The organism is Cupriavidus sp. F041 (assembly GCF_057814235.1).
Window position 1 is genome coordinate 2585872 of the sequence record NZ_JBVASY010000002.1, and the last position, 26409, is coordinate 2612280.

Here is a 26409-nt window from a genome sequence, read left to right on the forward strand (position 1 = left end):
TTTTTTTTGCGCCGTCGATCTTCACGTCACCATGGCGGCGGCGCCCCGCCCCCGTTCAGAAGCGATGCTGCAGACCGGCGGTCACGCCCACCTGGTTGTTCGCATAGCCAATGAAATCACGCGACAGGCTCACGTTCTGGCCGTTGCGCGCCTTGGCGTAGTCGCCCGACAGGTAAGCCGTGGTGCGCTTGGACAGCGCGTACTGGGCCCGCACCGAGAACAGGATCGGATCGGCGTCGCTGCCGCCCTTGATGTTCTGCTTGTAGACGGCACCATACAACGTGAAGGCCGGTGTGAAATCGTACGAGGCACCGCCCCAGTACATGTCGCTGCGCTGGGATGCTGCGGCGGTGGTAAAGGCGCGCTTGTAGTTGCGGTAGCCGGCATAGAGCCTCAGGTCGCCGAAGGCGTAGCTGGCACCGGCGTGAATGCCCTGGATGTAATCCGTCGTGTCGGCCGGCGTGGTGCTGGTGCCAGCGCCGTTCTGGCGATCCCAGGTGGCGGCAGCGGCAAAGCCGCCCGCGCTGTAGCCCACGCCGAGGTCGTACTTGGACAAGCTCTTGAAGCTGCCGGCCACTTCGCCCAGCGCTACCGTGGCGCCCAGCTTCACGCCGCCGAAATTGCCGTCATAGCGGATCGCATTGGACGCACGCGAGAACAGGCCGTCCTTGCGATCGCCGGTCGCCGTGGACGAGGTCGCCCAGGAGTAGTTCGGCGCGTACCCCATCGGGTCGAACGGCAGCATGAAATCCCACCCAGGCCCAGCAAGGCAGCTGCCTTGGCCTGCCGATCGTGCGCGAGATTGCACGGACCCATGGCGCCACGGTAAACGCTCGAGCAAACACCGGGGGGCGGCCTGACGGTCAGCGTACGCTTTGCGCCGGGGGCGGCTGCGAGTGCCGCGACCTGACCCGCATCGCGTTGTCTTTGACGGTGCCGCTAAGGCGGGCAATTGGTCGGCACGGCAAGCTCCTGACGGAAAGGATCGAGCTTCAGGCTAGGGTCCTTCGTGCGCAGGCAGTAGGTTCCCGCGGCGCCCCGCACTCGCGCAGTGCGATTCGCGCCCGCCTGCCCTTCGCTGAGATCCGCGCCCGGTGCCGCGGCAGCAATGCCCGCGGCAAGCCGCTGCGCGGGCGACGCCACCGCATCCGAGGCCGCGCGCTCGAAGCTCGCCCCACCCCGCTGCCTGCTGCGGGCGATATTGTCCTGTGCGGTGCCGGGGACTGGCGGCGCGTCGCTGGAGGCAGGCGGTCGCGGCTTGCCTCCGCGTCCCGGCGCCCCGGCTCCCCGGCACCGGAACGGGCAGCATGTCTCGGGCAATGGAAATCAGGTGCCGATTCTAGGTGAAAACAATTGTCTTGCAGACAGCAACATTACGCCAGACAAGTGCGCCCTATCCCCACCGACACTGCCAGGTGAAGCGGTACCAGGGCAGGCCACGCAATTACCGCGCAAAATAAAAACGGCCGGAGGAAAGCCATCCTCCGGCCGTTTTCCTTGCCACGCGCGATCGCCGCCGCGCCATGCCGATGCCAGTCTTACAAGCGCTCGGTCTCCCCGCTACGCGGTTGCCACTTCATCAATCGCTTCTCCACGACGCCCACCAGCGTGTCGAGCACCAGCGCCGCCGCGGTCAGCACCACGATGCCGGCGAACACGGTGTTGATGTCGAAAGTGCCTTCGGCCTGCAGGATCAGGTAGCCCACGCCCCGCGCCGAGCCCAGGTATTCGCCCACCACCGCGCCCACGAAAGCCAGGCCAACCGAGGTATGCAGCGAGGAGAAGACCCAGCTGGTCGCGCTCGGCAGGTAGACATGGCGCAGCAGCTGTTTCTGGTTTGCACCCAGCATGCGCACATTGGCCAGCACCACCGGGCTGACTTCCTTGACGCCCTGGTAGACGTTGAAGAACACGATAAAGAACACCAGCGTCACCGCCAGCGCCACCTTGGACCAGATGCCCAGCCCGAACCACACGGCGAAGATCGGCGCCAGAATCACGCGCGGCATCGAGTTCATGGCCTTGATGTAGGGGTCGAGGATGGCGGACGTCAGCGGGCTGAGCGCCAGCCACAGGCCAACGCCGAGCCCCGCCGCCGTGCCGATGCCGAAGGCCAGCAGCGTCTCGATCAGGGTCACGCCGAGGTGGATATAAATATCGTGCTCGACCACGAACCAGTTCCAGATACGCTGGGCCACCATCAGCGGTTCGCCGAAGAAGAAGGCAACCTGTTGCGAGCGCGTGGCGATATGCCAGGCGCCGAGGATCACCACGAGGACGAGCAACTGCCAGAAGCGCAGCATGCCCTTGGAGTCGGGACGGAAAGCCATGGGAATCGGAGTTCGAATTTAAGTCAGACCGGATTGAGTGGGAAGCAGGCGGGCCGGGCCATCGTGGCGACCGGCGCGCTTGCGGAGTTCGTTGCGCGCAATGCGCCGCACGGAGTGACGGTAGTCAACTCACGCGACCTTGCGCTGCTGCGCATAGCCCTTGAGGACTTCCTCGCGCAGCACATCCCAGATCGCCGCGTGCAGTTCGACAAAACGCGGGTGATTGCGTATCTCGGCGACGTCGCGCGGACGCGGCAGGTCGATGGCGAATTCGCCGATCGGGTGCGTGCCCGGCCCCGCCGACAGCACCACCACGCGATCGCTCATGGCGATGGCCTCGTCGAGATCGTGGGTGATGAACAGGACCGCCTTGCGCTTGGCGGCCCACAGGTCGAGCACTTCGTTTTCCATCAGCTGACGGGTCTGGATGTCGAGCGCGGAGAACGGTTCGTCCATCAGGATGATGTCCGGATCGAGCACCAGGGTCTGGGCCAGGCTGACGCGCTTGCGCATGCCGCCCGAGAGCTGGTGCGGATAGCGGTCGCCAAAACCGCCCAGGCCAACGCGGCGCAGCCAGGCCTCGCCCTCTTGCTCTGCCTGGGCGCGCGCCATGCCGCGGAATTCCAGCCCGGCGATCACGTTGTCTAGCGCGCTGCGCCAAGGCATCAGGGCCTCGGCCTGGAACATGTAGCCGGCGCGGGTGTTGATGCCCCGCAGCGGCTCGCCGAACACGCGTACCTCGCCAATCGAGGGCTGCAGCAAACCCGCCCCCACATTAAGCAAGGTGGACTTGCCGCAGCCGGTCGGCCCCACCACGGAGACGAACTCACCGGGCTGGATATCCAGGGTGACATCCTTGACGGCGGTATAGCGCTGGCTGCGGTCTTCGCGCGAGACGAAGGTGCAGGTGACGTTGTCGAGGGAAAGTGCGGCAGTGCTCATGGCAGGCTCTTGGCGGATACGGTGCTGGATAACGCTGACTGTGCGAACGGTGCGAACGGTGCAAACGGTGCAAACGGTGAGAACCGTGCGAACCGTGCAAGCGATACGGACAGCGCAGTACCGCGTGACAGGAATAACGTGGAAGGCAAGTTCAAGGCGGCGTGCCCGATGCCATGGCCGGCATCGGCGCTTGCCAATGCAAAGGCCCGCTGCACGCAGCGGGCCGCCGGCACCCTGGGCGCGGGCGATGCCTTATTTGTATTTGGCGTTTGCCTTCTGCACGAAGCTGTTGGTGAAGGTGTTTTCCAGCTTGATGGTCTTGCCCTTCAGGTCCGGATCGAACTGTTGCAGCGTGCTCAGCGCCGTCTTGGGGCCGTCGGCGGGCATGCTTCCGTCCGGCGAGATGGCTTCCTTGACCTTCTCCCAGGCAGCCAGGTAGAGCGCGCGGTCGCCCAGCAGGTAGCTTTCAGGCACGGTCTTGACAATGTCCGACGGACCGGCCTTCTGCAGCCACTTGAGCGCGCGCACCATGGCGTTGGTGAGCGCCTGCGTGGTGTTCGGGTTCTGCTGGATAAACGCCACCGATGCGTACAGGCAGCCCGACGGCATATTGCCGCCGAACACGGCCTGGGTGTCCTTCAGCGTGCGGGTATCCGAGGCGATGCGGACTTCGTTCTTCTGGGTCAGCATCGACACCACCGGATCGAGGTTGGCCATCGCGTCGATCTGGCCGGAGCGCATTGCCGCCACCGCGCCGGCGCTGGCGCCGACACCGATGAAGGAAACGTCCGACGCCTTCAGCCCTGCCTTGGCCAGCACGAAGTTGGCCATCATATTGGTCGACGAACCCGGCGCGGTCACGCCGATCTTCTTGCCCTTCAGGTCGGCCACCGACTTGAAGTCGGGCATGGTCTTGTTGGAAACCATCAGCACGATCTGCGGGGCACGGCCCTGCAGCACGAACTCCTGGTACTGCTGGCCCTTGGCCTGCAGGTTGATGGTGTGCTCGTAGGCGCCGGAAACCACGTCGGCGCTGCCGCCCACCACCGCCTGCAATGCCTTGGCACCGCCGGCGAAGTCGACGATCTCGACGTCGAGGCCTTCATCCTTGAAGTAGCCGAGGCGCTCGGCGATAGTCAGCGGCAGGTAGTAAAACAGGTTCTTGCCACCCACGGCGATGGTGATCTTGGCCTTCTCGGGCTTGCCTTGCGCCTGGGCGTAGCCACCGAACGTGAACCAACCCGCAAGGAACAGCGCCAGCGCGAGCAGCGCCTGCTTCCAGAATTTCTTGTTATACATTTTTCTTTCTCCTACCTGTTGTACCCGGCTGCCAACCGGCGGCATGCACCGTTGCGTGCCATCCGCCGACGCCAGCCTCCGATCTCGCGCTCATGCGTGCCACGGCGTACCACGGATTCCGTGGTGCCGCGAAGCGGCAAGTTGCGATGCTAGCCGATGCCGCGCCGGGTCGCATCGGGATCAACACCTACAGTGCGGCTCCGCATGGCGGCATGCGGGGCACTAACAATACAGGTCGTGCCTTTCGACCGCCTTACTGACCGGCATTACCCGATGCCCTTGCGGGACCGCCTTGATGGCCGGCCCGACGCGCGCCTCATTCCGCGTGGATATCGGCCGACTTGATGACCTTGCCCCAGCGCGCCAGTTCGTTGCGCTGATACGTGACGAGCTGCTGCGGCCCCATGAACTTCGCCTCGGCGCCGAGTTCTTCGGCCTTCTTGCGGAACGCGTCGGTCTGCATGATGCGTTCGATCTCGCCGGCGAGCTTGTCGATGACCGGCTTGGGCGTGCCGGCCGGCGCGTACATGGCGAACCACGAAGACACGTCGAGGTCGGGGTACCCGGCTTCCGGCGCGGACGGCACGTCCTTCAGGCTGGGCAGGCGCTGCTTGCTGGTCACCACCAGCGGGCGCAGCTTGCCGCCCTGGATATGGCCCATCAACGGTGGCGGCGTGGTGATGGTGAGATCGACCGAGCCGCCCAGCAGGTCGGTCATGGCCGGGCCGGTGCCTTTGTATGGAACATGGGTGATCTGGATGCCGGCCATCTGGTTCAGCAACTCGGTGGAGACGTGCTGCAGCGAGCCGTTCCCCGACGACGCGTAGTTGAGCTTGTTGGGATTGGCCTTGGCATACGCCACCAGTTCCTTGAGCGTCTTGACCGGCAGGCTCGGGCGCACCACCAGCACTTGCGGCGCCGACAGAAGGTTGGCGACCGGTGCAAAGTCCTTCACTGGGTCCCACGAGGTCTTCGTCAGCAGCGGCGTGATGACCTGGAAGCCAGAGTACTGCACCAGCAGCGTATAACCGTCCGGCTTGGCACGCGCCACGGTCTGCGCCGCAATGCCGCCTGAACCACCGGGCCGGTTGTCCACCACCACCGGCTGGCCGAGGGCCTTGGACAGCGGCTCGGAGATCATCCGTGCGGCCAGGTCGGTGGTGCCGCCGGCGGCGGCGGAGACCACCAGCGTGACAGGCCGGTTCGGATAGCTGCTGTCCTGGGCCCAGGCGGAAGTACCCGCCAGGCTGGCGGCTGCCAGCGCCACAGCGGCGAGTGTCTTGCGGCGCGCCGGCGATACGGACAGGGAAGAATGCGGACGTGCGTTGGCAAATGCCGGGATGCGAGGCATGGAGCGTCTCCTGCTTGGTGCTTGTTGATCTTGGTCTTTTACAGCGCCCGCGCCAGCCCTCGCCGCGCGGTGCGCACCCGTTCGTCGGGATTCGGTATGGCCGTGCGGCGTCAGTCCTGCCCGGCGAAATGTTCGGCCAGCCAGGCCGGCGGCTGATGCGTACGCAGGCGCGGCCCCGCGCGCAGCAACTGACTGGCGGTGTCGCGCTGGACCAGCGCCGGCAGCCCGGCCACCACATCGAGCAGGCGCCCCAAGTCCACGCCGGTATCCACGCCCATTGCCGCGAACATATGCACCAGCTCTTCGGTGCTGACATTGCCGCTCGCGCCCGGCGCGAAGGGGCAGCCGCCCAGACCGCCCACGGCTGCGTCGAAGCGCGTTACCCCCGTTTGCCATGCCGCCAGCGCGTTCGCCAGGCCCATGCCGCGGGTGTTATGCAGGTGAATGGTCAGACCGGCTTGCGGCAGGCCTTGCTGGAAGCGCTGGCACAGCGAGGCGACCTGGCGGGGATAGGCCATGCCGGTGGTATCGCACAGCGTGATGCCGGCCGCGCCAGCGTTGGCGAAGGATTCCGCCAGCGCCATCACGGCATCGGGATCCACCTCGCCTTCGAAGGGGCAGCCGAACACCGTGGACAGCGAAACATTGACCGGCACGCCAGCCGCGTTGGCGGCCTCGGTCATCGCCAGCAACTGGGCTTGCGACTGGACACGCGTCATGCGCAGGTTGGCGCGGTTATGGGTCTCGCTGGCGGACATCACCAGGTTGAGCTCATCAGGCCGGCACGACAGCGCACGCTCCAGGCCGCGCAGGTTGGGCACCAGCGCGGTATAGCGCACGCCCGCGGCGCGCGCCATTCGATGCATCACGGCCTCGGCGTCGGCCAGCGCCGGGATAGCCTTCACCGATGTGAACGACGTGGCCTCGATGCGGGCGAAGCCGCAGGCGGACAAGGCGTCCAGGAATGCAACCTTGGCGTCGGTGGGCACCACCACCGGTTCGATCTGCAGGCCATCGCGCGGCGCCACTTCGTTGATCTCGATGCGGGCCGGTCCGCGCAGGCGGGCGGAAATGGCGGCGCTCATGCGACCACTCCGCGCGCGCGCAGCTCGGCAATGGTGGCGGCGTCGAAACCGGCAGCCTCCAGCACGCTATCGGTGTGCTCCCCCAGCGTAGGAGCGCGATCGTGAATGGCGCCGGGGCTTGCCGAGAGCTTCGGCATGATGCCCGGCACCTCGACCGTCAGGCCGCTGGCCGCGGTCACGCTTTCGATCACGCCGCGCGCGCGGTAGTGCGGATCTTCCGAGATGTCCTTGACGGTGTAAATGCGGCCCGATGGCACTTCGGCCTGCTTGAGCACCGCCAGCGCGTCTTCCACGCTTTGCGAACGTGTCCACGCCGTGATCGCCGCATCGATCTCGTCGACGCGCCTGACGCGGCCGTCGTTACGCGCGAGCGCCGGATCTTCAGCCAGGTCGGCGCGGCCGATGGCATGCATCAGCCGCTTGAAGATGGCGTCGCCGTTGGCCGCCACCAGCACGTATTCATCACTGGCGCAGGGATAGGCGTTGGACGGCGCGATGCCCGGCAACGCACCGCCGGCCGGCTGGCGCACCGCGCCGAAGGCCGAGTATTCCGGCAACAGGCTCTCGCTCAGGTTGAACAGCGACTCGTACAGCGCGACATCGATCACCTGCCCTTCGCCGCCGCGCGCATCGCGCTCGTACAGCGCCAGCAGCACGCCCAGCGCGCCATGCAGGCCGGCAATGGTGTCGCCCAGCGACAGGCCCGCGCGCACCGGGGCACGCCCCGGCTCGCCGGTGAGATAGCGCAGGCCGCCCATGGCCTCGGCTACCGCCGCAAAACCGGGCTCGTCCTTCTTCGGGCCGGTCTGGCCGTAGCCGGACACGCGCACCATGATCAGGCCGGGGTTCTCCGCGCGGAGTGCCTCGTAGCCCAGGCCCCATTTCTCCATGGTGCCCGGACGGAAATTCTCGATCAGCACGTCAGCCTCGGCCGCCAGCTTGCGCACCACCGCCTGGCCCTCGGGATTGCGCAAGTCAACGCAGATCGACTGCTTGTTGCGCGACTGCGCTTCCCACCAGACCGAGGTGTCCTCGTAGAGCATGCGCCATTTGCGCAGGGGATCGCCCTGCCCCGGCGGCTCCACCTTGACCACGTGGGCGCCGAAATCGGCAAGGGTCTTGGCGGCGAAGGGGCCGGCAATCAGTTGCCCGAGTTCCAGGACCCGAATGCCTTCGAGGATCTGTCGCGCCATGATGGGGGTGTCTCCGTGCGATGTCGCAATGTCGATTGGGGCTGGCGTGTGGCCGTTGCCGGCACCACGCCTTGTTTCGACGCAGTGTGCCCCAGCCGCGCGGCTGGCGGAATCGGCATTCGGAGAAGCGGGCCTTCTCGGAACGCGAAAGCCCTCGGGGGTTCAGAACGGCGCGCGGTCGCCGCAGAGATGGGTAATGAGCAGCCGCGCCGACACCGTCAGGCCGGCCGGGTCGCGCATGCCGATGAGCAGAGAACGGCGCGCCCAGGCGTCCTGCAGCCCCACCAGCGACAAGCCCATCGACTGCACATGCGGCTCGGCCGCGATGCGCGGCAGCACGCCCACGCCCAGCCCCGCCATCACCATGCGGCACATGGCGTCGAAGCTGCGTACCTGGATGCGCAGCCGGAACGGCCGGTCCAGCCGGCTGCTTTCCTCCAGCAAGCGGGCCGCCAGCGAAGTGACCTGCGGCAAGCTGACAAAATCGTATTCGAGCGTGTCCGCATAGCGCACCGGCCCGCGCTCGGAGAGCGGATGGCCCGGCGGTGTCACCAGCACCAGTTCGTCCTGCCGGTACTCCACCGTGACCAGGCCCGCGCTGGGCGTGCGGTCGGCAAAAATGCCCACATCCGCCCGGTTCTCCACCAGGGCGGCGACGATCTCGCTGCTGTTCTGCTCCTCGAGCTCGATGCGGATGGTGGGATGCAGCGCCATGAAGGTCGCCAGGTCGTCGGGCAGGAACTGCGTAATGGCCGAGGTATTGGCGCAGACGCGCACCTGGCCGCGCACGCCACTGGCATAGTCCGACATCACGCCAGCCATGCGCTCCACATCCTGCAGGATGGTCAGCGCATGATGGAAGCATGCCTGACCGGCCTCGGTCAGCTGCACGCCGGCCGCGTGGCGGAAGAACAGCGGCGCCCCGACCGCGGTCTCCAGATCCGAGATGCGCTTGCTGGCCGCCGCCACTGCCAGGTGGGACTGGCGCGCACCGGCGGAGATACTGCCCTGGCGCGCAACGGCGACGAACAGGCCGAGCGTGACGAGGTCGAAGCGGGCGAGATTCATGCGGTTGCGTTCAAGCGCACGGCGGGATACAGGGCGAGGCAGTCCGGCACGGCTAGAGCGAGCGCCGGTCCATCACCGCGCGGGCGATGGTGCCGGCATCGACGTATTCGAGTTCGCCACCCACCGGCACGCCGCGCGCCAGGCGCGACACCTTGAGCCCGCGCGCCTTCAGCATCTCGCCGACATAGTGCGCGGTAGCCTCGCCTTCGCTGGTGAAATTGGTGGCGACGATCACCTCCGACACGGGTCCGCCCATGGCGGGATCCGTGGCGCGCGCCAGCAGCCGGTCCAGGTGGATCTCGCGCGGGCCGATGCCGTCGAGCGGCGAGAGCCTGCCCATCAGCACGAAATACTGGCCGCGATAGGTCAGCGTCTGCTCGATCATGATCTGGTCGGACGGGGTTTCCACCACGCACAGCAGCGAGGCATCGCGCCGTTCGTCCAGGCAGGTCGAGCAGATTTCCTGCTCGGTGAAAGTATTGCAGCGCGAGCAATGCTTGATGCCATCGGCAGCGCCGCGCAGCGCGTCACCCAGCTTGCGGGCGCCCTCGCGATCGTGCTGCAGCAGGTGGTAAGCCATGCGCTGGGCCGATTTCGGGCCTACGCCAGGCAACACCCGCAACGCCTCGATCAGCGCCTGCAGCGAGGTCGGGGGGGCGCCTTTCACGCTGCGCCTCCCAGCGTCGGCGCCGTCATGCTCACCACCGGCGTGTGATGCTGCACGGTGGGGAACGGCTCGTAGAAATGATGCAGCAAGGCTTTCCACTGCTGGTATTGCGGCGAACCGCGAAATCCCATGGTGTGGTCTTCCAGCGTGCGCCAGCGGACCGTCAGCAGGTAATCGGACGGTTGTTCGATGCCGCGATGCAACTCAAGCCCGAGGAAGCCCGGCATGCCCGCGATGATATGGCGCGCCTGCCCGAAGGCCGCCTCGAAGGCGGCTTCCTGGCCCGGGCGCACCGGCAGCACTGCGGATTCGAGAATCATGCGCGAGCTCCGTAACTGGCTCAGAACGGCAGCTTGAAGCCCGGCGGCAGCGGCAGGCCGGAAGTCATCGAACCCATCTTTTCCTGCGAGGTGGCCTCGGCCTTGCGCACGGCGTCGTTGAAGGCAGCCGCGACCAGGTCTTCCAGCAGTTCCTTGTCCTCGCCCTCGGCAAGCAGGCTGGGGTCGATGGACACGCGCTTGACGTCGTTCTTGCAGGTCATGGTCACCTTGACCAGGCCGGCGCCGGACTGGCCCTCGACCTCGATCAGCGCGAGCTGCTCCTGCATCTTCTTCATGTTTTCCTGCATCTGCTGGGCTTGCTTCATCAGCCCGGCCAGTTGACCCTTCATCATGGAATGCTCCTGATTAGCGATTGGATAGAAGTTACGGGCCGCCGCGCGTCATGGGCGCCGGCGGCCTTGAAAAATAAGCGGCGCTCAGGCGGCGCGCGGCTGGATCGATCCTTCCAGGATCGTGCCGCCGAACTCGCGCAGCAAACCCTGCACGAAAGGGTCCCCTGCGATCGTGGCTTCGGCCTCGCGCTGGCGCTCGGCACGGGCCCGGGCATCCGCGGCGGCGGCGGTATCGGCCACCGCGCCAATTTCGCACTGCACCCGCACCTCGACGCCGAGATGCTCGGCCAGCGTCTGTTGCAGGCGTTCGACGACGCCAGCCTCGGTAATCGGTGCCACCGGCGCGCGCAAGTGGAAAGTACGGCCTACCACCTGTACCAGCTCGCTCTGGTAGGCAAGCTGCTGCGCCAGGCCCTTGAGGGGCAGGCTGGCAGCCAGCTCCGGCCAGGCGCCGGTAAAAGCCGGCGGCGAGCCATCCTCGCCTGCCACCGGCGGTTTCGGCGGCGTGATCCGCACGGGCTCGGCGGGTTCGGCCGGCGCGGCCTGGACCGGTGCGCGGGCAACCGGCGCGGGCCGCGTGGCGGTTTCGCTGCGCGGCGCGGGCTGGCGCGCCGGCATCGGTTCGGGATCGCTGTCATACGGCCCGATCATGGGCAGGTCCGGCGGGAGATCCTCCCACGGCGGTACGTCGCTGCTGCCCGCGTTTTCCCACGGCGGCACATCATTGCCCGGGCCGGCGTCATTGGCTTCCATGGCGGCGTGCCGTGACGGCGGCGCTTCCCGGCGCACGGGCGTTGTTGCAGCCGGAGCGGGTGCCGCTGGCCGCGACGCTGTCGCGGGCGGACCAGGCGGACGCAAAGGCTGGGCCGAGGGCTGGCGCGCTGCCGGCGGCGCCGCTGGCGCGGCGGCAGGCGGCGGCAGGCGCGAGCCGCCACCGCCACGCGCGGCGGAGGCCTGGCGCGCCGCAGCCAGCGCGGCGCGGGCGGGCGACATCGGTGCGCCGCCTGCGGCAGCGGGCGCGGCCATTGGTGCCGTGGCTACCGGGGCCGGCGCAGGCGCTACGGGCCTGGACGCAGCTTGTTGTGCCTGGACTGGCTCGGGATCGGGCTGCACCGGCGCGGCCGGACGCAGGGCGGGAGCGGCCGGAACGACAGCAGCGCTGGCGGCAGCCGCATCCGCGGCAATCCGGCCCGCCGGCGCGGCAGCGCCGCGCGCGCGTGGCACCAGCTGGCCGCCACCCTGCCCACCCGCCACGGGCGCAGGACTCGCCGACGGGCGAAAGGCCAGCATGCGCAGCAGCGTCATGGTGAAGCCAGCGTACTCGTCCGGCGCCAGCGCCAGTTCGCTACGGCCAAGATTGGCGATCTGATAGAACAACTGCACTTCCTGCGCATCGAACGCAGCTGCAAAGCGGCGCACTTCCGCCGCTTCCGGCCATTCCTCCTGAACCGAGGCGGGCACCGCCTGGGCCAGCGCGATCTTGTGCAGCAGCGATGCGAGATCCTGCAAGGCCCCGGCAAACGACAGGCTGCGATCGGCCATGCCGTCGGCCACGCCCAGCATGGCGGCGCCATCCTCGGCTGCCAGCGCATCCAGCAACTGCACCAGGTAGCTCTGGTCGATGGCGCCCAGCATGCCGCGCACGGCGGCCTCGGACACCTGGCCGGCACTGTAGGCGATGGCCTGGTCGGTCAGCGACAGCGCGTCGCGCATCGAGCCGTGGGCGGCCTGGGCCAGCAGGCGCAGCGCGTTGGCTTCGCGCACGATGCCCTCCTCGCCCAGCACGTGGTCGAGGTGGCTGACGATATGGCCGGGCGGCATCTGCTTGAGGTTGAACTGCAGGCAGCGCGACAGCACCGTCACCGGGATCTTCTGCGGGTCGGTGGTGGCCAGGATGAATTTGACGTGCGCGGGCGGCTCTTCCAGCGTCTTCAGCATGGCGTTGAAGGCGTGGTTGGTCAGCATGTGCACTTCGTCGATCATGTAGACCTTGAAGCGCCCCGCCGTCGGGGCGTACACCGCCTTGTCGAGCAGGGAGGCCATCTCGTCGACGCCGCGGTTGGAGGCGGCGTCCATCTCGATGTAGTCGACGAAGCGCCCGCTGTCGATCTCGGTGCAGGCCTTGCACACCCCGCAAGGCTGCGCGGTGATATCGCCGTTGCCGTCCGGCCCGACGCAGTTCAGCGCCTTGGCCAGGATCCGGGACAGCGTGGTCTTGCCAACGCCCCGCGTGCCGGTGAACAGGTAGGCATGGTGCAGCCGCTGTTGCTCCAGCGCGTGCGTGAGCGCGCGGACCACGTGCTCCTGGCCGACCAGCGTGGTGAAATCCCGGGGGCGCCATTTGCGCGCTAGCACTTGATAACTCATGGCGGCGATTGTAGCAAAAGGCGGCCGTCCTTCAGGCAGGATTCACGGGACCGGCGCGATCCAAACCGCCGGGCCCCGCGCCGCTAGCCGCATTCGCCGACATAGCCGCAGTTGGCGCACTTGGCGCAGCCATCGACCTTGTGCAAGGCATGGGCGCCGCAATCCGGACAAGGCTTGCCCGAGCCCAGCCCCAACCCTGTTGCCGGCCCGCCGCCAGCACTGACCGCCCCGGCCGGGACCCTGCCGCCGGCACTGCCACTGTCCGGCCCTTCCAGCCCGGCCAGGCGGGCCGAAAGCGCCGCCACCGGCACCTGGGCACCGTCGGCGTCGAGAAAGCCCCGCTTGATCAGGATGCGTTGCAAGGCGTAGCCGATCGCCGCCACCTCGGAATCATGGAAGCGCGGTACCTCGGTGCCATCCTGGCGCTGGAGCACGCCGTAACGCACCGTGCCCTTGTCCCACACCACATTGCGCATGTCCGCCAGCGCCTTGGCGATCGATCCGCCCGAACGCGCCACCATCGACAGCAGCCGCATGGTGGAGGTAATCCACTGCTGGCCGTCGTTGCGCTGCCCGGCCGGCATGAAGAACTCGACCGGACGCTCCACCGCCACCGGCTTGCCGTCGAGCAGCCCCGCCACGCGCATGAAGTTCACGGTCAGGTAGACCGTCTTGTGGCCCTCGTAGGTCATGTACTCGACCTTCGAGGTCACCCCTTCGAGATCGCCCACCGGACGGCTCTCGAACGGCTTGCGCAGGGGGTCGTCGGTTGTTGCCACCGCGGCGGGGCCGGCCGGCGGCGGCGTCACCGACAGCACCGCCCCCAGCACGCTGTTGGGGCGGTAGGTGGCAAGTCCTTTCAGCCCGGCCCGCCAGGCTTCCAGGTAGAGATTGCGGAAGGCCTCATAGGGATAGTCCTCAGGCACGTTGACGGTCTTGCTGATGCTGGTATCGATAAAGGGCTGCACCGCCTCCAGCATCTTCATATGATCGAGCGCCGACATCTGCAGCGCCGTGACGAAACTGTCCGGCAGTTGCGCCATATCTCCACCCAGGTGACGATAGAGGCGCCAGGCATGGTCGGCTACCTCGAATACCTTGTAGCTGTCGTCTGCCATGCGCTTCTTGCGGTTATAGGTCCACGAGAAAGCCGGCTCGATGCCGTTCGAGGCGTTATCAGCAAACGCCAGCGTGATGGTACCGGTCGGGGCGATCGACAGCAGGTGCGAATTGCGGATGCCGTCGCGGCCGATCGCCTTGCGCACGGCTTGCGGCAAGCGCTGCGCGAAACCGCTAGCCAGGTATTCCTTGGCCTTGAACAGCGGGAAGGCACCCTTCTCGCGCGCCAGTCCGGCCGATGCCAGGTAGGCGGTATCGCGCATGGCCTGTGCGATACGCGCGGCCAGCTCGCGCCCCGGCTCGCTGTCGTAGCGGATGCCCAGCATCACCAGCGCGCTGCCCAGCCCGAGGAAACCCAGCCCAATGCGCCGTTTGGCATGGGCCTCGGCCTGCTGCTCCGGCAGCGGCCAATAGGTAACGTCCAGCACGTTGTCAAGCATGCGCACCGCCAGCCGCACCACTTCGGCGAATCCTTCGAAATCGAATCGGCTGTCCGCGCCAAAGGGCTGGCGCACGAAGCGGGTCAGGTCGATCGAGCCCAGGTCGCAGCAGCCATAGGACGGCAGTGGCTGCTCCGCACAGGGATTGGTGGCCTCGATTCGCTCGCAGTAATAGAGATTGTTGTCGTCGTTGATATGGGACAGGAACAGGATGCCGGGTTCAGCGTGATCGTAGGTGGCCTGCATCACCTGATCCCACAGCTGGCGCGCCGGCACGCGGCGGTAAACCCACTGGCCGTCGTCGCGCCGGTAGGCGCCGCCGGCAATGGCCTGGGCAGCGGGCTCGGCCTCATGCACCAGTTCGATCTCGCCGCCGGCATCGACCGCCCGCATGAATTCGTCGCTCACGCCGATCGAGATATTGAAGTTGGTCAGGTCGCCCCGGTCCTTGGCGTGGATAAAGGCCTCGATATCCGGGTGGTCGCAGCGCAGCACGCCCATCTGCGCGCCGCGGCGCGATCCGGCCGACTCCACCGTGGCGCAGGATGCGTCGAACACCTTCATGAAGGACACCGGCCCCGAGGCGCGCGAGTGCGTGCCCCGCACCAGCGCCCCGGCCGGGCGTATCGCGGAGAAGTCGTAACCCACCCCGCCGCCGCGGCGCATGGTCTCCGCCGCCTGCGCCACGGCGGTGTAGATGCTGGGCTTGCCGCCGCCCGGCTCCGATACCGAATCGCCTACGGGCTGCACGAAGCAGTTGATCAGCGTGGCCTCGATGCGAGTGCCTGCCGCGGAGTTGATGCGTCCGGCAGGCACGAAGCCCTGCTCTTGCGCCCACAGGAAACGCTCGGCCCAGTGCTCGCGCTGCGACTCTGGTTCGGCCTCGGCCAGCGCGCGCGCCACGCGCAGGCGCACGTCGGCGGCGGTGGCTTCGTTGCCCTTGGCGTACTTCTCCAGCAAGACTTCGGTGGAGATGTCCTGGTGCGGCAGCGTGGTACGGAGCATCTGTTCGTTGGCATTCATCGCAAGTCTCGCTGGTGTCACGGTTGCCATATCCGCCAGCCGGGCCGCGTTGCGTCCCGACGCTGGCGGCTAGCGCGTTTTCGTCCTTGCACGCCCTGGCGTTGCCTGGGCCATGCGCTTTACTCAATCAATTTCGCGGGAAATCTGCCCGATCCGTCCGCTCTGGGTTACAATGCCGACCGGACGGGCCTCCTCGCATGGCGGCGCGGTCAACCTGGTCAGGTCGGGAACGAAGCAGCCACAGCCGTTTTCCGCCAGTGCCGAGGGTCGGGCTCGTCCCCCTAACATTCCCCAGTCGTATCCGCAGCATCCCCCCGCATCATCGCGCTTTCTTGCCGCATGTGCATCAAGCACTTGCGGCAGGCGCCGATCGTCCGCTGGTTGCAATCCGCCTTCAGCAGAATATTCCCGCACGGCAGTCCGGCCGCGTCGAATCCGCGGCATGGGGGCCAGTTTCGTCCCCCGTGCCCGCGCCGCCGACGTTAGCTATTCTGCCGCGCCTCCCCCGCCCTTGTCATGATCCAGGACATATCTAGAACAGAGAACCCTGGCGTTCCGTCTGCAGCGCCTGCGCCGCAATCCACTCCCCGTCAGCCGTAGCCACGCCAGCCTCGACCGGCCGCCCTGGGAACATCGGCCTGACCGCCGCCACATAACGCGCAAGCTGCTGCGCGTAGGCGGCGTGCTCCTGCGGCAGCAGGCGCAACTTGTAATCGATGATCACCACCCGGTCGGCGAACTCCACCAGACGGTCGATCCGCAGCAGGCGGCCGCGCGCATCGTAGAGCTCAACCTCGTTGCGCGCGCTGATGGCCGCATGCGGGAACAGCAGCGGCCGCAAGGCCGGGGCCTCCAGCATCAGGCGCGCTGCCTCGACGGCCGCATGCGCCTGGTCCCGCCACAGCGCGCGCGCCTGCGCGGTGCCCGCTCCGGCCAGCGGGAACCAGCGCATGACCACCTCGGGTTCGGGCAGCCCCTCGAACGCCTCGGGGTAACGCGTCACGCGTTCCAGCAGCGCGTGCAGCAATTCGCCATGGCGAGCCGCGTCGGCATCGAACACGATGGCATGGCCATCCTCGCTCGGGTTCGCACCCTGCTCCGCCGCCTCGTCTTCCCACTCCAGCACCGGTGCCAGCGTTTCGGCCGCCTCGCGGTAACGCTGGCGAAAATCCGTATAGCGCACGCGTGCATCGTTGCCTGACGCGGCGCCTGCCACGTCCTGCGCGCTGGCCGGCGGAAAGGGACCGACTTCCTCGCCGACCCTGGCTGACAGCAATCTCGCATACCAGCTTCCCGCGATCTCGCGATTGCCTTCGCCGCTGTCGGCGCTGCGCGACGCGCGACCCTTGACGCCGCTCACCAGCAAGCCCTGCCGCGCGCGCGTCATCGCCACATAGAGCAGGTTCCAGTTCTCGCGCTCGGCCAGCGCGGCCTCGGCCTCGAACAAGGGCGCGCGTGCCAGCCCGCGCGTGCTGCGCTTGCCATACGCGGAGAAATGCACCGGCACCGGCGACGACGGCGGCCAATTGATCAAGATGCCACCCCGGTCCGCGGCGGCATCGCTGTGGTTCGCGTCCAGCAACACGACGAACGGGGCCTCCAGGCCCTTGGCCGCATGCACGGTGAGAATGTGGACCGCGTCCTGTGCGTTGTCGGTGGCGTCGGCATCGGCTTCGCCCTCGGCATCCTCGGCGTTGTCGGCCATGCCGCCTTCGTCCGGGCTCTCGCCTTCTTCGCCGCGGCGGATTTCCTGCAGTTCGTCGATGAACTTCGGCAAGCTCGGGTAGCGGCCGCCGTCAAGATCGAGCGAAAGCTTCAGGAAGGCATCGAGGTTCGCCAGCACCTGGTCGCGGATCTCAGCAGGCGCGGCTTCGGCATAGCGGCGGCGTACTTCGCCGCCGTGGTAGATGTGGTCGATCAGGTCATGCACCGGGCGATGCGGCGCCACTTCCAGCCAGTGGCGCAGCCGCGCGATTCCGTCGCGCAGCGCGGGGCTGCTGAACTCGGGAAGCCCTTGCTCCATCAGGCAGGCCCACCATCCCGGCCGCGGCTCGCGCGCCTGTGTCATCTGCGCGATAGCAATCAGGTCTTCGTCAGTGGCGCCCACCAGCGGGCTTTTCAGCACATGAGCCAGGTCCAGATCGGATTCCGGCGTCATCAGGAAGGCCAGCAGCGCCGACAGGTCGAGCGCCTCGAGCGTGGCCAGCAAGCCGCCCCGGCGCGGGCTCAGGCACGGGATGCCGGCCTCGCGGAAGGCGCGTTCGTATTCCGCCAGATGGGTCTTGCGGCGCACCAGCAAGTGCACGTCGCTCCAGCGCGCGGGCCGCGGGCCATCGCTATCGGCGACCGGCACGGTGGCGCGGATATGCCGCAGCCAGGCGGCCACGCGCCTGCCCTCTTCGAGCCGCAGCGAATCGCCCTCATGCTGTCGCGGCTGGGTGAGCGTATCGCGGTGCGTTGCGGCGTTCGGGACGGCCTCGCCGGCTTCATCGGTGGCTTCGCCCTCCGGCGTACCGGGGTTGCCCCCCGCCTCTTCCTCGGGCTCGACCAGTGGCAGCAGCCACACCGGCCCACCCGGCTCGCCGAGTGCGGTAGTCTGCGTCTCGAACAGCGGATAGCGGCCGTCGGCACGCGCGGCATCGAACACGGCGTTGACCCAGTCCAGCACCTCGGGGCGATTGCGGCGGGTCCGGTTGGTGCGCAGCACCGTGGCGCCAAAACCGGACTGCAGCATCTCGCTGGCGGTCTGGAACAGCCGCGCATCGGCGCGGCGGAAGCGATAGATCGATTGCTTGGGGTCACCCACCAGAAACACCGTAGGCCGTTCGCCCAGCCCGGCGTAGCCGGCCAGCCAGCCCTGCAGGATTCGCCATTGCAGCGGGTTGGTGTCCTGAAACTCGTCGAGCAGCAGGTGGCGGTAGCGTGCATCGAGCCGGACCTGCAGGTAGGTGGCGGTCTCTTCATCGCGCATCAGCCGCGCGGCCAGCCACTCCAGGTCGGCGAAGTCCATCGCGCGCTGCTCGGACTTGTGGTGCTGGTAGCGCGTCAGCAGCGCATCGCCCAAGTGGTAGAGCGCAAGGTTGACCGCCAGCACCGCGGCCTCGCAACGGCGCTGCGCCACCTGCTCCAGCGCGGCGCACATCTCGCCGTGCTCGGCCAGGAACGCATCGACCATCGCCTCGCCGCCCAGCGCCTTGGTCAGTGCCGCGGTGGCACGCAGCGAGCGCGGCTTGCCCGCCGCAGTGAAGAACGCATCGCGCAGTACCGCGAAAGCGCGCTCGGCGGGCTCGTCTCCTGCGGCACCCGCCTCGCGCCAGGCGCGGATCGCCATGATCGCATCAGCCAGCCGCGTGGCATGCGCCTGCTCGGTCTTGCCGCCCCTGCCCAACTGCGAGGCAAGGCCCTGGCAAGCGTCGAGCCAGCTGTCGTCGGCCAGTACTTCGAGCAGCACGTCGACCTGCGCATCCTCGCCAAGGTCGGCGGCGAGCGCCTGCGCAGGATCGGCATTCTCGCGGAACGCCAGCCACTCGCTGCGCGCGTGGAACATGGCATCGAGCAGCGCGCGCGCCTGGAACTCGCCGATGGCGTCGACCAGCCGCTCGAACGCCGCGCGCAGGTCGGCGTACGGCGGTGTTGCCAGCGCCTGCCAGAACGGTGCCCACGCTTCGCGCTTCATGCGCAGCGCGTCTTCGCGCAGCGTGGCGCCTGGCACGATGCCCGACGCCAGCGGCGCCCCGCGCAGCAGGGTGCCAAACCAGCCGTGGAACGTATCGATGGCCATGCGGCCGGGCGCGGCGAGCACCTGCGCGTGCAGGCCGCGGGCGCGCGGCAGTGCCGCGCGTGCCGCGTCGGGGGAAAGCCCGCGCTGCGTCAGCGCGGCGATCACCGCCTCGTCGTCGTCACGCGCGAGTTGCGCGAGCACTTCCAGCAGGCGCTCGCGCATTTCCTCGGCGGCCTTGCGCGTGAAGGTGATGGCGAGGATCTCGTGCGGCGCCGCGCCAGCCAGCAACAGGCGCAACAAGCGCGCCACCAGCAGCCAGGTCTTGCCGCTGCCCGCGCAGGCCTCGACCACCACCGAGCGGGCGGGGTCGCAGGCCGCGCGCGTGAACTCAGCCTCCGCAATCGGCTCGCCATCGCGCAAATAGGCATGGGTGCTCATGCGTGCCCTCCCAACTGCGGCGGCAACGCCGTGCTTTCCCAGAAACCCTTGCGGCACAGGCCCCGGGCCGTGCAGTAGGTGCATGCGCTGGCATCGCCGAAAGCCGGCAGCGGCGCGTCCTGGCGCAAGCGCATCACGTCGGTGCGCAACTGCTGCTCGAGCCAGGCCACCGCAGCGTCAAAGTCAGGCAAGCCAACCTCGCGCTGGGACGCGGGCGGGCCGTCCTTCGCGCCCTCAAGCGCCACCCAGCTGCCACCGGCAACGTCGGCGCGCAGCAATCCATAGAATGGCAACTGGCAATCCTCTTCCACGTCCCCTACCTTGCGCTTAAGACGCAGCACGCTCTGCGTCTTGTAATCGAGCACCGCGCGGCTGCCATCGCGGGCGCGGTCGAGCCGGTCGATGCGGCCGTTGACGCGCAGCGGCCGGCCATCGGGCATGGGCAGGTCGACGGTGGCGTCCAGCTCGCCATCGTCCCAGAACCAGCCTTGCGCCTCGCGTTCAGCCTGCCATGCCACGTAGGAAGGCAGCACTTCGCACCAGCGGCGGTAATAACCGATGGCGTTGCCGTCTTCCTTCATCAGCGCGCCGAACTCGTGGTCGGAAATCTCGCGCAGCCGCGCCAGCCGGGCGTCCTGGTGGCGCAAGCCGTCCTGCGATGCCTCGCGGTGGTAGCGCAACAGCACGCGGTGCAACAGCTCGCCGATATCGCGTTTCTCCAGATCGTCGCTGACGACCTCCAGCCCGGCCAGCCCGAGCATGCGGCCCGCGAAGAACTGGTAGGGACAGCGCCGCAGCATGTTGTACGCCTGCGCGCTCCAGCGCGCGGGCACCAGTTCCGAAGCCGCTGGCGCGGGCATTCCGCCCACCTCGGCGAAGGTCTCGTGCAGCGCCGGCAAGGCACTCGCCTCGATGGGCGCGCCCGCCCGCGAGCACAGCGCGCTGAGGCGCTCGATCCAGCCCGACACGTGCTTGGGCTCGCCGCGCGCGCCAAGGCGTTGCCAGGTCAGCACGACGTCATCGTTATTCAGCAGGACCTCGGCAAGATCGCGCGCCTGCTGTGCAAAGCGCACCTCGCGATCTTCCAGCGCCAGTTCGCGCCGCATCTGGTTGGAGAAGAACATCAGTTCCGCCGCGCTGGAGGGTAGCTGCGTATCGTCGCACCCCACCACCACCACGCCATCGAAGCGCCGCATGCGCGCGCCGTTGAGCGGCAGGATGGTGATGCGCGCGGCGCCGCTGGCCGAGGGCTCCTTGTAAGCGACCGATTCGAGCAAGGCCGACAGCATGGAGCGGAATTCGCCGAGATCGAGCGTGGCGAGCGCGCCCGTCTCGTCCTGCGGCAGGTCTGCAAGGCGCGCCAGCGCATCGAGTAGCTGGCTGCCCGCATCGTCCGCGGCCAGCGCATTGCGCATGCCGATCACGTCGAGCGTGGCATCGAGCCGCTCCAGCCAGGTCGACACCGGTTTCTGCGCCTTGCCGCGCGGCCAGGCTGCGGCTTCGGCCGCAAGGCACTGCACCAGCTCGCACGCGGCCTGCCGCGCCGCGCGGCGGGCGTCCTGCTCCGCGTCATCGCCGGTGCTGGCTTCATTTGTGCTCGCGCGTGATTCGTCCGCGGTGTCCGGACTGAAACGCTGCTGCAGGCGGCGCCACCCGCCACTGATGCCGTCGCGGCGAATCTGCCGCTCCAGCGCGGCGATGGCCGCGCCGCGCAACGGGAAATCCGGCAGGCAAAACGGGCTCTTGAGCAGGTCGAGCAGGGCCGAGGTATCGCCGTCCTGGTTGAGCAGATCAAACCAGCGCATCAGTGCGGCGGCGGCGCGCGTGGTTGAGAGTTTCCAGCCCGTTTCGTCGCGCACCGGCGCGCCGGCGCGCGCCAGCAAGGCGCGCGCGCGCCGAGCCACCACGCGATCGTGCGCAACCAGAGCTACGTGGCGCCGGCCTTCGTTGAGCCACTGCACAAGCTGGTCGGCGGCGGCGCCGGCTTCGTCCTCGAAGCGCGCGCTGCCGATCACGCGCACGCGCGGCCGCCCGGCCGGCAGGTCGCGCGGCGCGCGGCGCGGCGCGGCTTCCTGCGCGCCCGGCAACCTGGCCTCCGGCCACAGGGCCAGCAGGGTGTCGTACCAGTCGAATGCCCCTGCCGCGGGGTCTTCATTATCCCCGCCAGCATCGGGCGCGCGGCTCTCCGACGGCGTTGACTGCGCCGACCAGTCATAGCCAATGCGGATCACCGGCACGAGTTCGGCGGCCTGCTTCAGGAACGCGTCCTCGATCGGCGTGGGCGGAGTCGGCCCCAGCCAGATCACCGGCCCCGCCACGTGCTGGGCCAGCCGGTGCAGAACGCGGCGGCGCGCCGGCAGCGGATCGTCCGGGCCCGACAAGGCTTGCCAGAAAGCCATCACGATGCGCGCCTCCTCGCCAAGGAAGCGCGACGACAAATGTGCGTAGGTTCGTTCCAGCGCGCCTTGCAGCAGCGCGGCGCGGTCGTCGCCATCGATGTCTTCATCGCGGATGGCGTCGTCGTCGAGCCAGCGCGCGCTCAGTTCGTCGCTGATGGTCAGCAGCGTCTGCGCCAGCCCCCACGCCGCGGCCTCGGTCTGCGCACCGAAGGCACGCCGCAGCCAGTCCTGCGCGCGGATGGCCTGCTGCACCGCCAGCAGCCGGGCCGCATGACTGCGCACCGGCACCGGGTCGGGCGGCAAATCGAGCAACCAGTGGCCAAGCGTGAGCACGCGCGGCAGCAGGCGCGGCGCGCCGGCAGCGCGCGCGGCGGCATCCAGCGCCTGCCGCACGCCGGGAATCTGCGCCGCGGTGGGCACTACCACGTGCGCGGCAGCTTGCTGCTCCCCGCAATGGTCGAGAAAATACCAGGCCGAAGCGGCAGCCTGCGGCAGGAAGTCGGGGCCGGGACGGAATTGCAGCGAAGTCATGAAGCGAGTGTGGCGGCCGGATCGGAAGTCATGGCGCGCGGCGCGCAGGCACGCGCCGCCTGGCCGGCAAGCCGGGCAGCGCGCTCGGGCAACTTGAAAAATACGGGAAAACCCCGAGGGTCTTCAGTGGCTGCCGCCCTCCAGGCGGGCGCGGATCTCGCGCGCGGTCTCGAGCAAGCCCTGGTAGCCGGAGCGTGCATGCTCGGGAAGGTCGGGGTCGCCGACCAGCGCGCCCAGCGTCTCGATGATGCTGTACAGAAGGCCCTTGGCCGCGCCGCCGGCAATGCTGTTCTGTTCGACCGCGCTATTGATGTGATCCAGCGCGTCGCTCAGGTGTCCCACTTCGGGCGGCTGTTGCGGATCGGGCTTGGAAGGGGTGTCTGGCGTCATGGTCGATTTGCCTTGTCTGTTGCGCGGGAAGGCGCCGGGCGCAAGGCCTGGCGCATGCTTGTATTCTACGCGCCCCGGCGCGCCGCACATTCGCGAACACGCAAGGGAGCGCTCGCGTCAGGCCATGCGGCACCAAGGCGAAGTGTCCGATAAATCATACGCCGACCGCGCCGCACCGGCCTTTGCCGCAGCCCCCGATTGAGAAAAGCTCTCGCCCCGATTAATAGAATCACTCAACAGGCCCTGCCTTCCGGGGCAGAATGCCTCCATGCTTCGCCGCACAAAAATGTCTTTCCCCGCCGTGTATGGCAACGCACCGTGACCTTGACGGGGAAGGTATTGAATTCCCGTCAACTGGTAACATATGAGCAAAACTCGCCTTTCCGTGGCGTGCCCCTCGCTCGGGCCCGCACGCACCGGGTGATGCGCCTGCCTACGGGTATGCGCAAACTCGTGTAATGTAGCGGTTCGGCAAATCCCGCCTTCAAATCAAACAGAGCGAAACCAGAGGTTTTCCGCCATGAGTGAACAAATCAAGTATGTGAGCGACGCCTCCTTCGACGCCGACGTGCTCCAGTCCGACAAGCCCGTCCTGCTCGACTTCTGGGCCGAATGGTGCGGCCCGTGCAAGATGATCGCCCCGATCCTGGACGAAGTGGCCAAGGACTACGGCGACAAGCTGCAGATCGCCAAGATCAACGTCGATGAAAACCAGCAAGTGCCGGCCAAGTTCGGCATCCGCGGTATTCCCACCCTGATCCTGTTCAAGAATGGCGCGGTTGCCGCGCAGAAGGTCGGCGCGCTGTCCAAGTCGCAACTGACTGCTTTCCTCGACGGCAATCTGTAAGTCGCTTGCCCGGGGCGAGGTGCCGCCAGGCGCCGCCCCGGTTGTAGCCACAATCCGACGTCCGTGCGCCAGTCCTGGCGCACCGTCCGGATTGTGCTAAGATGGCACCAACAACTTCCCCGAGCGTTCGCTCATTTCTTCCCCCTTCCTTTAGGTCCAGCCCGTCCGGGCGCCTCTGTACCCCTCGTCTATGCACCTGACAGAACTCAAATCGCTTCACGTGTCTGCGCTTCTCGAAATGGCCGCGACCCTCGAGATCGACAATGCACAACGGATGCGCAAACAGGAGCTGATGTTTGCGATCCTGAAGAAGCGCGCCAAGCTGGGCGAAACCATCTTCGGAGACGGCACGCTGGAAGTCCTGCCGGACGGCTTCGGCTTCCTGCGCTCGCCCGAGACCTCCTACCTGGCAAGCACGGACGACATCTACATCAGCCCTTCGCAGATCCGCCGCTTCAATCTGCATACCGGCGATACGATCGAGGGCGAAGTACGGACCCCGAAGGACGGCGAGCGCTATTTCGCGCTGGTGAAGGTGGACAAGGTCAACGGCCAGGCGCCTGAAGCGGTGAAGAACCGCATCATGTTCGAGAACCTGACGCCGCTGCACCCGAACCGGCCGCTCACGCTCGAACGCGAAATCCGCGCCGAGGAAAACATCACCGGCCGCATCATCGACATGATCGCGCCGATCGGCCGCGGCCAGCGCGCGCTGCTGGTGGCATCGCCCAAGTCAGGCAAGACCGTGATGCTGCAGCACATCGCCCATGCGATTGCCAACAACCATCCGGAAGCCGACCTGTTCGTGCTGCTGATCGACGAACGGCCGGAAGAAGTGACCGAAATGCTGCGCTCGGTGCGTGGTGAAGTGGTGGCGTCGACCTTCGACGAGCCCGCCATCCGCCACGTGCAGGTTGCCGAAATGGTGATCGAAAAGGCCAAGCGCCTGGTCGAGCTCAAGCGCGACGTGGTGATCCTGCTGGACTCGATCACCCGCCTGGCACGCGCCTACAACACGGTGGTGCCGGCTTCGGGCAAGGTGCTGACCGGCGGCGTGGACGCCAACGCGCTGCAACGCCCCAAGCGTTTCTTCGGCGCCGCGCGTAACCTGGAAGAAGGCGGCTCGCTGACCATCATCGCCACCGCGCTGATCGAAACCGGCAGCCGCATGGACGACGTGATCTACGAAGAATTCAAGGGCACTGGCAATATGGAAGTGCACCTGGAACGTCGCCTCGCGGAAAAGCGCGTCTATCCGTCGATCAACCTGAACAAGTCCGGCACCCGCCGCGAGGAATTGCTGATCAAGCCGGATATCCTGCAGAAGGTGTGGGTGCTGCGCAAGTTCATCTCGGATATGGACGAAGTGCAGGCCATGGAATTCATCCTCGACAAGATGAAGGCGACCAAGAACAACGCCGAGTTTTTCGATATGATGCGCAGAGGCGGCTGATCGTTCGCTGTGCCGCGCGCGGCTGGTTCGCGCGCTGGTTGTCGCACAGGAAGGGCGTGCCTCGGCGCGCCCTTTTTGCATTTTTGCACTACGATGCATTGCTTGCCGATGTCCTGACCTGGCTTTGGATCCCGCGTCCTGCTTCATGCGCGCGCCACCTCGATGCCACACCTGCAGGAGTCCCATGTTCGGCCGACTGAGCCACTTCCTGCGTGCGCGCTCACGCGTGCGCAAACTCGAGCACTACGCGATCCCCGACGCGCTGTGGGCACACACGGTGGCGAGCCTGCCCTTCGTGCAGCGCTATGGCGCCGCCGACCTCGCGGCCTTGCGCGAACTTGCCACGCTCTTCATCGCCGAAAAGGAATACTCCACCGCGCACAACCTGCCTCTTACCGATGAAATGGTGACGATCGTGGCGGTGCAGGCCTGCGTGCCCATCCTCAGGCTGGGCATCGAGTGGTATCGGGGCTGGCGCGGCATCGTGCTTTACCCTGGCGAGTTCGTCATCCGCCGTACCGTCGAGGACGATATCGGGCTGGTGCACGGCGTGGTCGAGGAAGCCAGCGGCGAAGCCTGGGAACACGGCCCGGTCATCCTTTCCTGGCCCGACGTGAAGACCCCGGGCGCCGGCCTGAACGCGCGCCACGCCCACCCGGACGACACCTATAACGTGGTCATCCACGAGTTCGCCCACAAGCTCGACATGCTCGATGGCGAGCCCGACGGCGTGCCGCCGTTCTCGCGCGTACTCCACCCGGGCATCGACCGCGAGCAGTGGGCCGAGACCTTCCTGTCCGAATACGACCGCTTCGCGGAGGCCTGCGACAGGCAATCCGACCATGCCTGGGATCATCCGGAGCGGCTTCCGCCCGCGCTGCGCGTGATCGACCCCTATGGCTGCGAGGCACCCAGCGAGTTCTTCGCGGTGGCATCGGAGACATTCTTTGTCGAGCCGGTTGGCCTGCGTCGATATTGGCCTGCCCTCTATGACTCGCTGGCGGCGTTCTACCGCCAGGATCCGGGCTCCATGTGACGCAAAGTCAATTTTTTGGCGTGCTCGCCCATCCTCC

The 26409-nt window shown here is 67.4% G+C and carries 18 protein-coding genes, 1 other RNA gene and 1 pseudogene; 4 read left to right on the forward strand and 16 right to left on the reverse strand.

Annotation, left to right across the window (positions count from 1 at the left end; translation table 11 throughout):
- Window positions 1-55 precede the first annotated feature (55 nt).
- The 13 genes and pseudogenes from ACZY0R_RS29305 to ACZY0R_RS29365 form a co-directional block, all read right to left on the reverse strand.
- Window positions 56-754: pseudogene (locus ACZY0R_RS29305) on the reverse strand (porin); the annotation flags it as partial.
- Between the two features lie 784 nt (window positions 755-1538).
- Window positions 1539-2330: an ABC transporter permease gene (locus ACZY0R_RS29310; RefSeq protein ID WP_488863329.1), complete on the reverse strand. Its 792-nt coding sequence runs from the start codon at window positions 2328-2330 to the stop codon at window positions 1539-1541.
- 129 nt (window positions 2331-2459) lie between these two features.
- Complete coding sequence (locus ACZY0R_RS29315; RefSeq protein WP_035874817.1) at window positions 2460-3272, reverse strand: ABC transporter ATP-binding protein; 813 nt, start codon at window positions 3270-3272, stop codon at window positions 2460-2462.
- A 252-nt stretch (window positions 3273-3524) separates the two neighbouring features.
- Window positions 3525-4571, reverse strand: coding sequence for an ABC transporter substrate-binding protein (locus ACZY0R_RS29320; protein ID WP_035874814.1), 1047 nt, complete (start codon window positions 4569-4571; stop codon window positions 3525-3527).
- A gap of 316 nt (window positions 4572-4887) precedes the next feature.
- Window positions 4888-5922: a Bug family tripartite tricarboxylate transporter substrate binding protein gene (locus ACZY0R_RS29325; RefSeq protein ID WP_488863332.1), complete on the reverse strand. Its 1035-nt coding sequence runs from the start codon at window positions 5920-5922 to the stop codon at window positions 4888-4890.
- 110 nt (window positions 5923-6032) lie between these two features.
- Window positions 6033-7007, reverse strand: coding sequence for a hydroxymethylglutaryl-CoA lyase (locus ACZY0R_RS29330; protein WP_488863334.1), 975 nt, complete (start codon window positions 7005-7007; stop codon window positions 6033-6035).
- Window positions 7004-8200, reverse strand: coding sequence for a CaiB/BaiF CoA transferase family protein (locus ACZY0R_RS29335; RefSeq protein WP_488863336.1), 1197 nt, complete (start codon window positions 8198-8200; stop codon window positions 7004-7006). Before ACZY0R_RS29335 ends, ACZY0R_RS29330 begins: the two co-directional genes overlap by 4 nt.
- Window positions 8201-8362: 162 nt before the next feature.
- Window positions 8363-9268 carry a LysR family transcriptional regulator gene (locus tag ACZY0R_RS29340; RefSeq protein WP_035874805.1) on the reverse strand — a complete coding sequence of 302 codons (906 nt, stop codon included), beginning with the start codon at window positions 9266-9268 and terminating at the stop codon, window positions 8363-8365.
- 52 nt (window positions 9269-9320) lie between these two features.
- Window positions 9321-9935: a recombination mediator RecR gene (recR, locus tag ACZY0R_RS29345; RefSeq protein ID WP_488863338.1), complete on the reverse strand. Its 615-nt coding sequence runs from the start codon at window positions 9933-9935 to the stop codon at window positions 9321-9323.
- On the reverse strand, window positions 9932-10255 hold the full coding sequence (locus ACZY0R_RS29350; RefSeq protein WP_488863340.1) for an antibiotic biosynthesis monooxygenase family protein: 324 nt from the start codon (window positions 10253-10255) through the stop codon (window positions 9932-9934). Before ACZY0R_RS29350 ends, recR begins: the two co-directional genes overlap by 4 nt.
- A 20-nt stretch (window positions 10256-10275) precedes the next feature.
- On the reverse strand, window positions 10276-10608 hold the full coding sequence (locus ACZY0R_RS29355) for a YbaB/EbfC family nucleoid-associated protein (RefSeq protein WP_035874797.1): 333 nt from the start codon (window positions 10606-10608) through the stop codon (window positions 10276-10278).
- A gap of 84 nt (window positions 10609-10692) precedes the next feature.
- Complete coding sequence (locus tag ACZY0R_RS29360; protein WP_488863342.1) at window positions 10693-12975, reverse strand: DNA polymerase III subunit gamma/tau; 2283 nt, start codon at window positions 12973-12975, stop codon at window positions 10693-10695.
- 83 nt (window positions 12976-13058) lie between these two features.
- The gene (locus tag ACZY0R_RS29365; protein WP_488863344.1) at window positions 13059-15557 is read right to left on the reverse strand and encodes an adenosylcobalamin-dependent ribonucleoside-diphosphate reductase; all 2499 of its coding nucleotides are present in this window, start codon (window positions 15555-15557) and stop codon (window positions 13059-13061) included.
- Between the two features lie 182 nt (window positions 15558-15739).
- Here ACZY0R_RS29365 and ffs point away from each other — a divergent pair.
- An RNA gene (ffs, locus tag ACZY0R_RS29370) (signal recognition particle sRNA small type) lies at window positions 15740-15838 on the forward strand.
- Between the two features lie 251 nt (window positions 15839-16089).
- Here ffs and ACZY0R_RS29375 read toward each other — a convergent pair.
- From ACZY0R_RS29375 to ACZY0R_RS29385, 3 genes are all read right to left on the reverse strand, one after another.
- Window positions 16090-19716, reverse strand: coding sequence for a UvrD-helicase domain-containing protein (locus ACZY0R_RS29375; RefSeq protein ID WP_488863346.1), 3627 nt, complete (start codon window positions 19714-19716; stop codon window positions 16090-16092).
- Window positions 19713-22646: a PD-(D/E)XK nuclease family protein gene (locus tag ACZY0R_RS29380; protein ID WP_488863348.1), complete on the reverse strand. Its 2934-nt coding sequence runs from the start codon at window positions 22644-22646 to the stop codon at window positions 19713-19715. Before ACZY0R_RS29380 ends, ACZY0R_RS29375 begins: the two co-directional genes overlap by 4 nt.
- 123 nt (window positions 22647-22769) lie before the next feature.
- Window positions 22770-23036: a hypothetical protein gene (locus tag ACZY0R_RS29385; RefSeq protein WP_035868090.1), complete on the reverse strand. Its 267-nt coding sequence runs from the start codon at window positions 23034-23036 to the stop codon at window positions 22770-22772.
- A gap of 520 nt (window positions 23037-23556) precedes the next feature.
- Between ACZY0R_RS29385 and trxA the strand changes: the two genes are divergently transcribed.
- From trxA to ACZY0R_RS29400, 3 genes are all read left to right on the forward strand, one after another.
- Window positions 23557-23883 carry a thioredoxin TrxA gene (trxA, locus tag ACZY0R_RS29390; protein ID WP_010814265.1) on the forward strand — a complete coding sequence of 109 codons (327 nt, stop codon included), beginning with the start codon at window positions 23557-23559 and terminating at the stop codon, window positions 23881-23883.
- 190 nt (window positions 23884-24073) lie between these two features.
- On the forward strand, window positions 24074-25336 hold the full coding sequence (gene rho / locus ACZY0R_RS29395) for a transcription termination factor Rho (protein ID WP_035868076.1): 1263 nt from the start codon (window positions 24074-24076) through the stop codon (window positions 25334-25336).
- A 184-nt stretch (window positions 25337-25520) separates the two neighbouring features.
- Window positions 25521-26372 (forward strand): M90 family metallopeptidase, encoded by an 852-nt coding sequence (locus tag ACZY0R_RS29400; protein WP_441627416.1) that lies wholly within the window; start codon window positions 25521-25523, stop codon window positions 26370-26372.
- The last annotated feature ends 37 nt before the right edge of the window (window positions 26373-26409 follow it).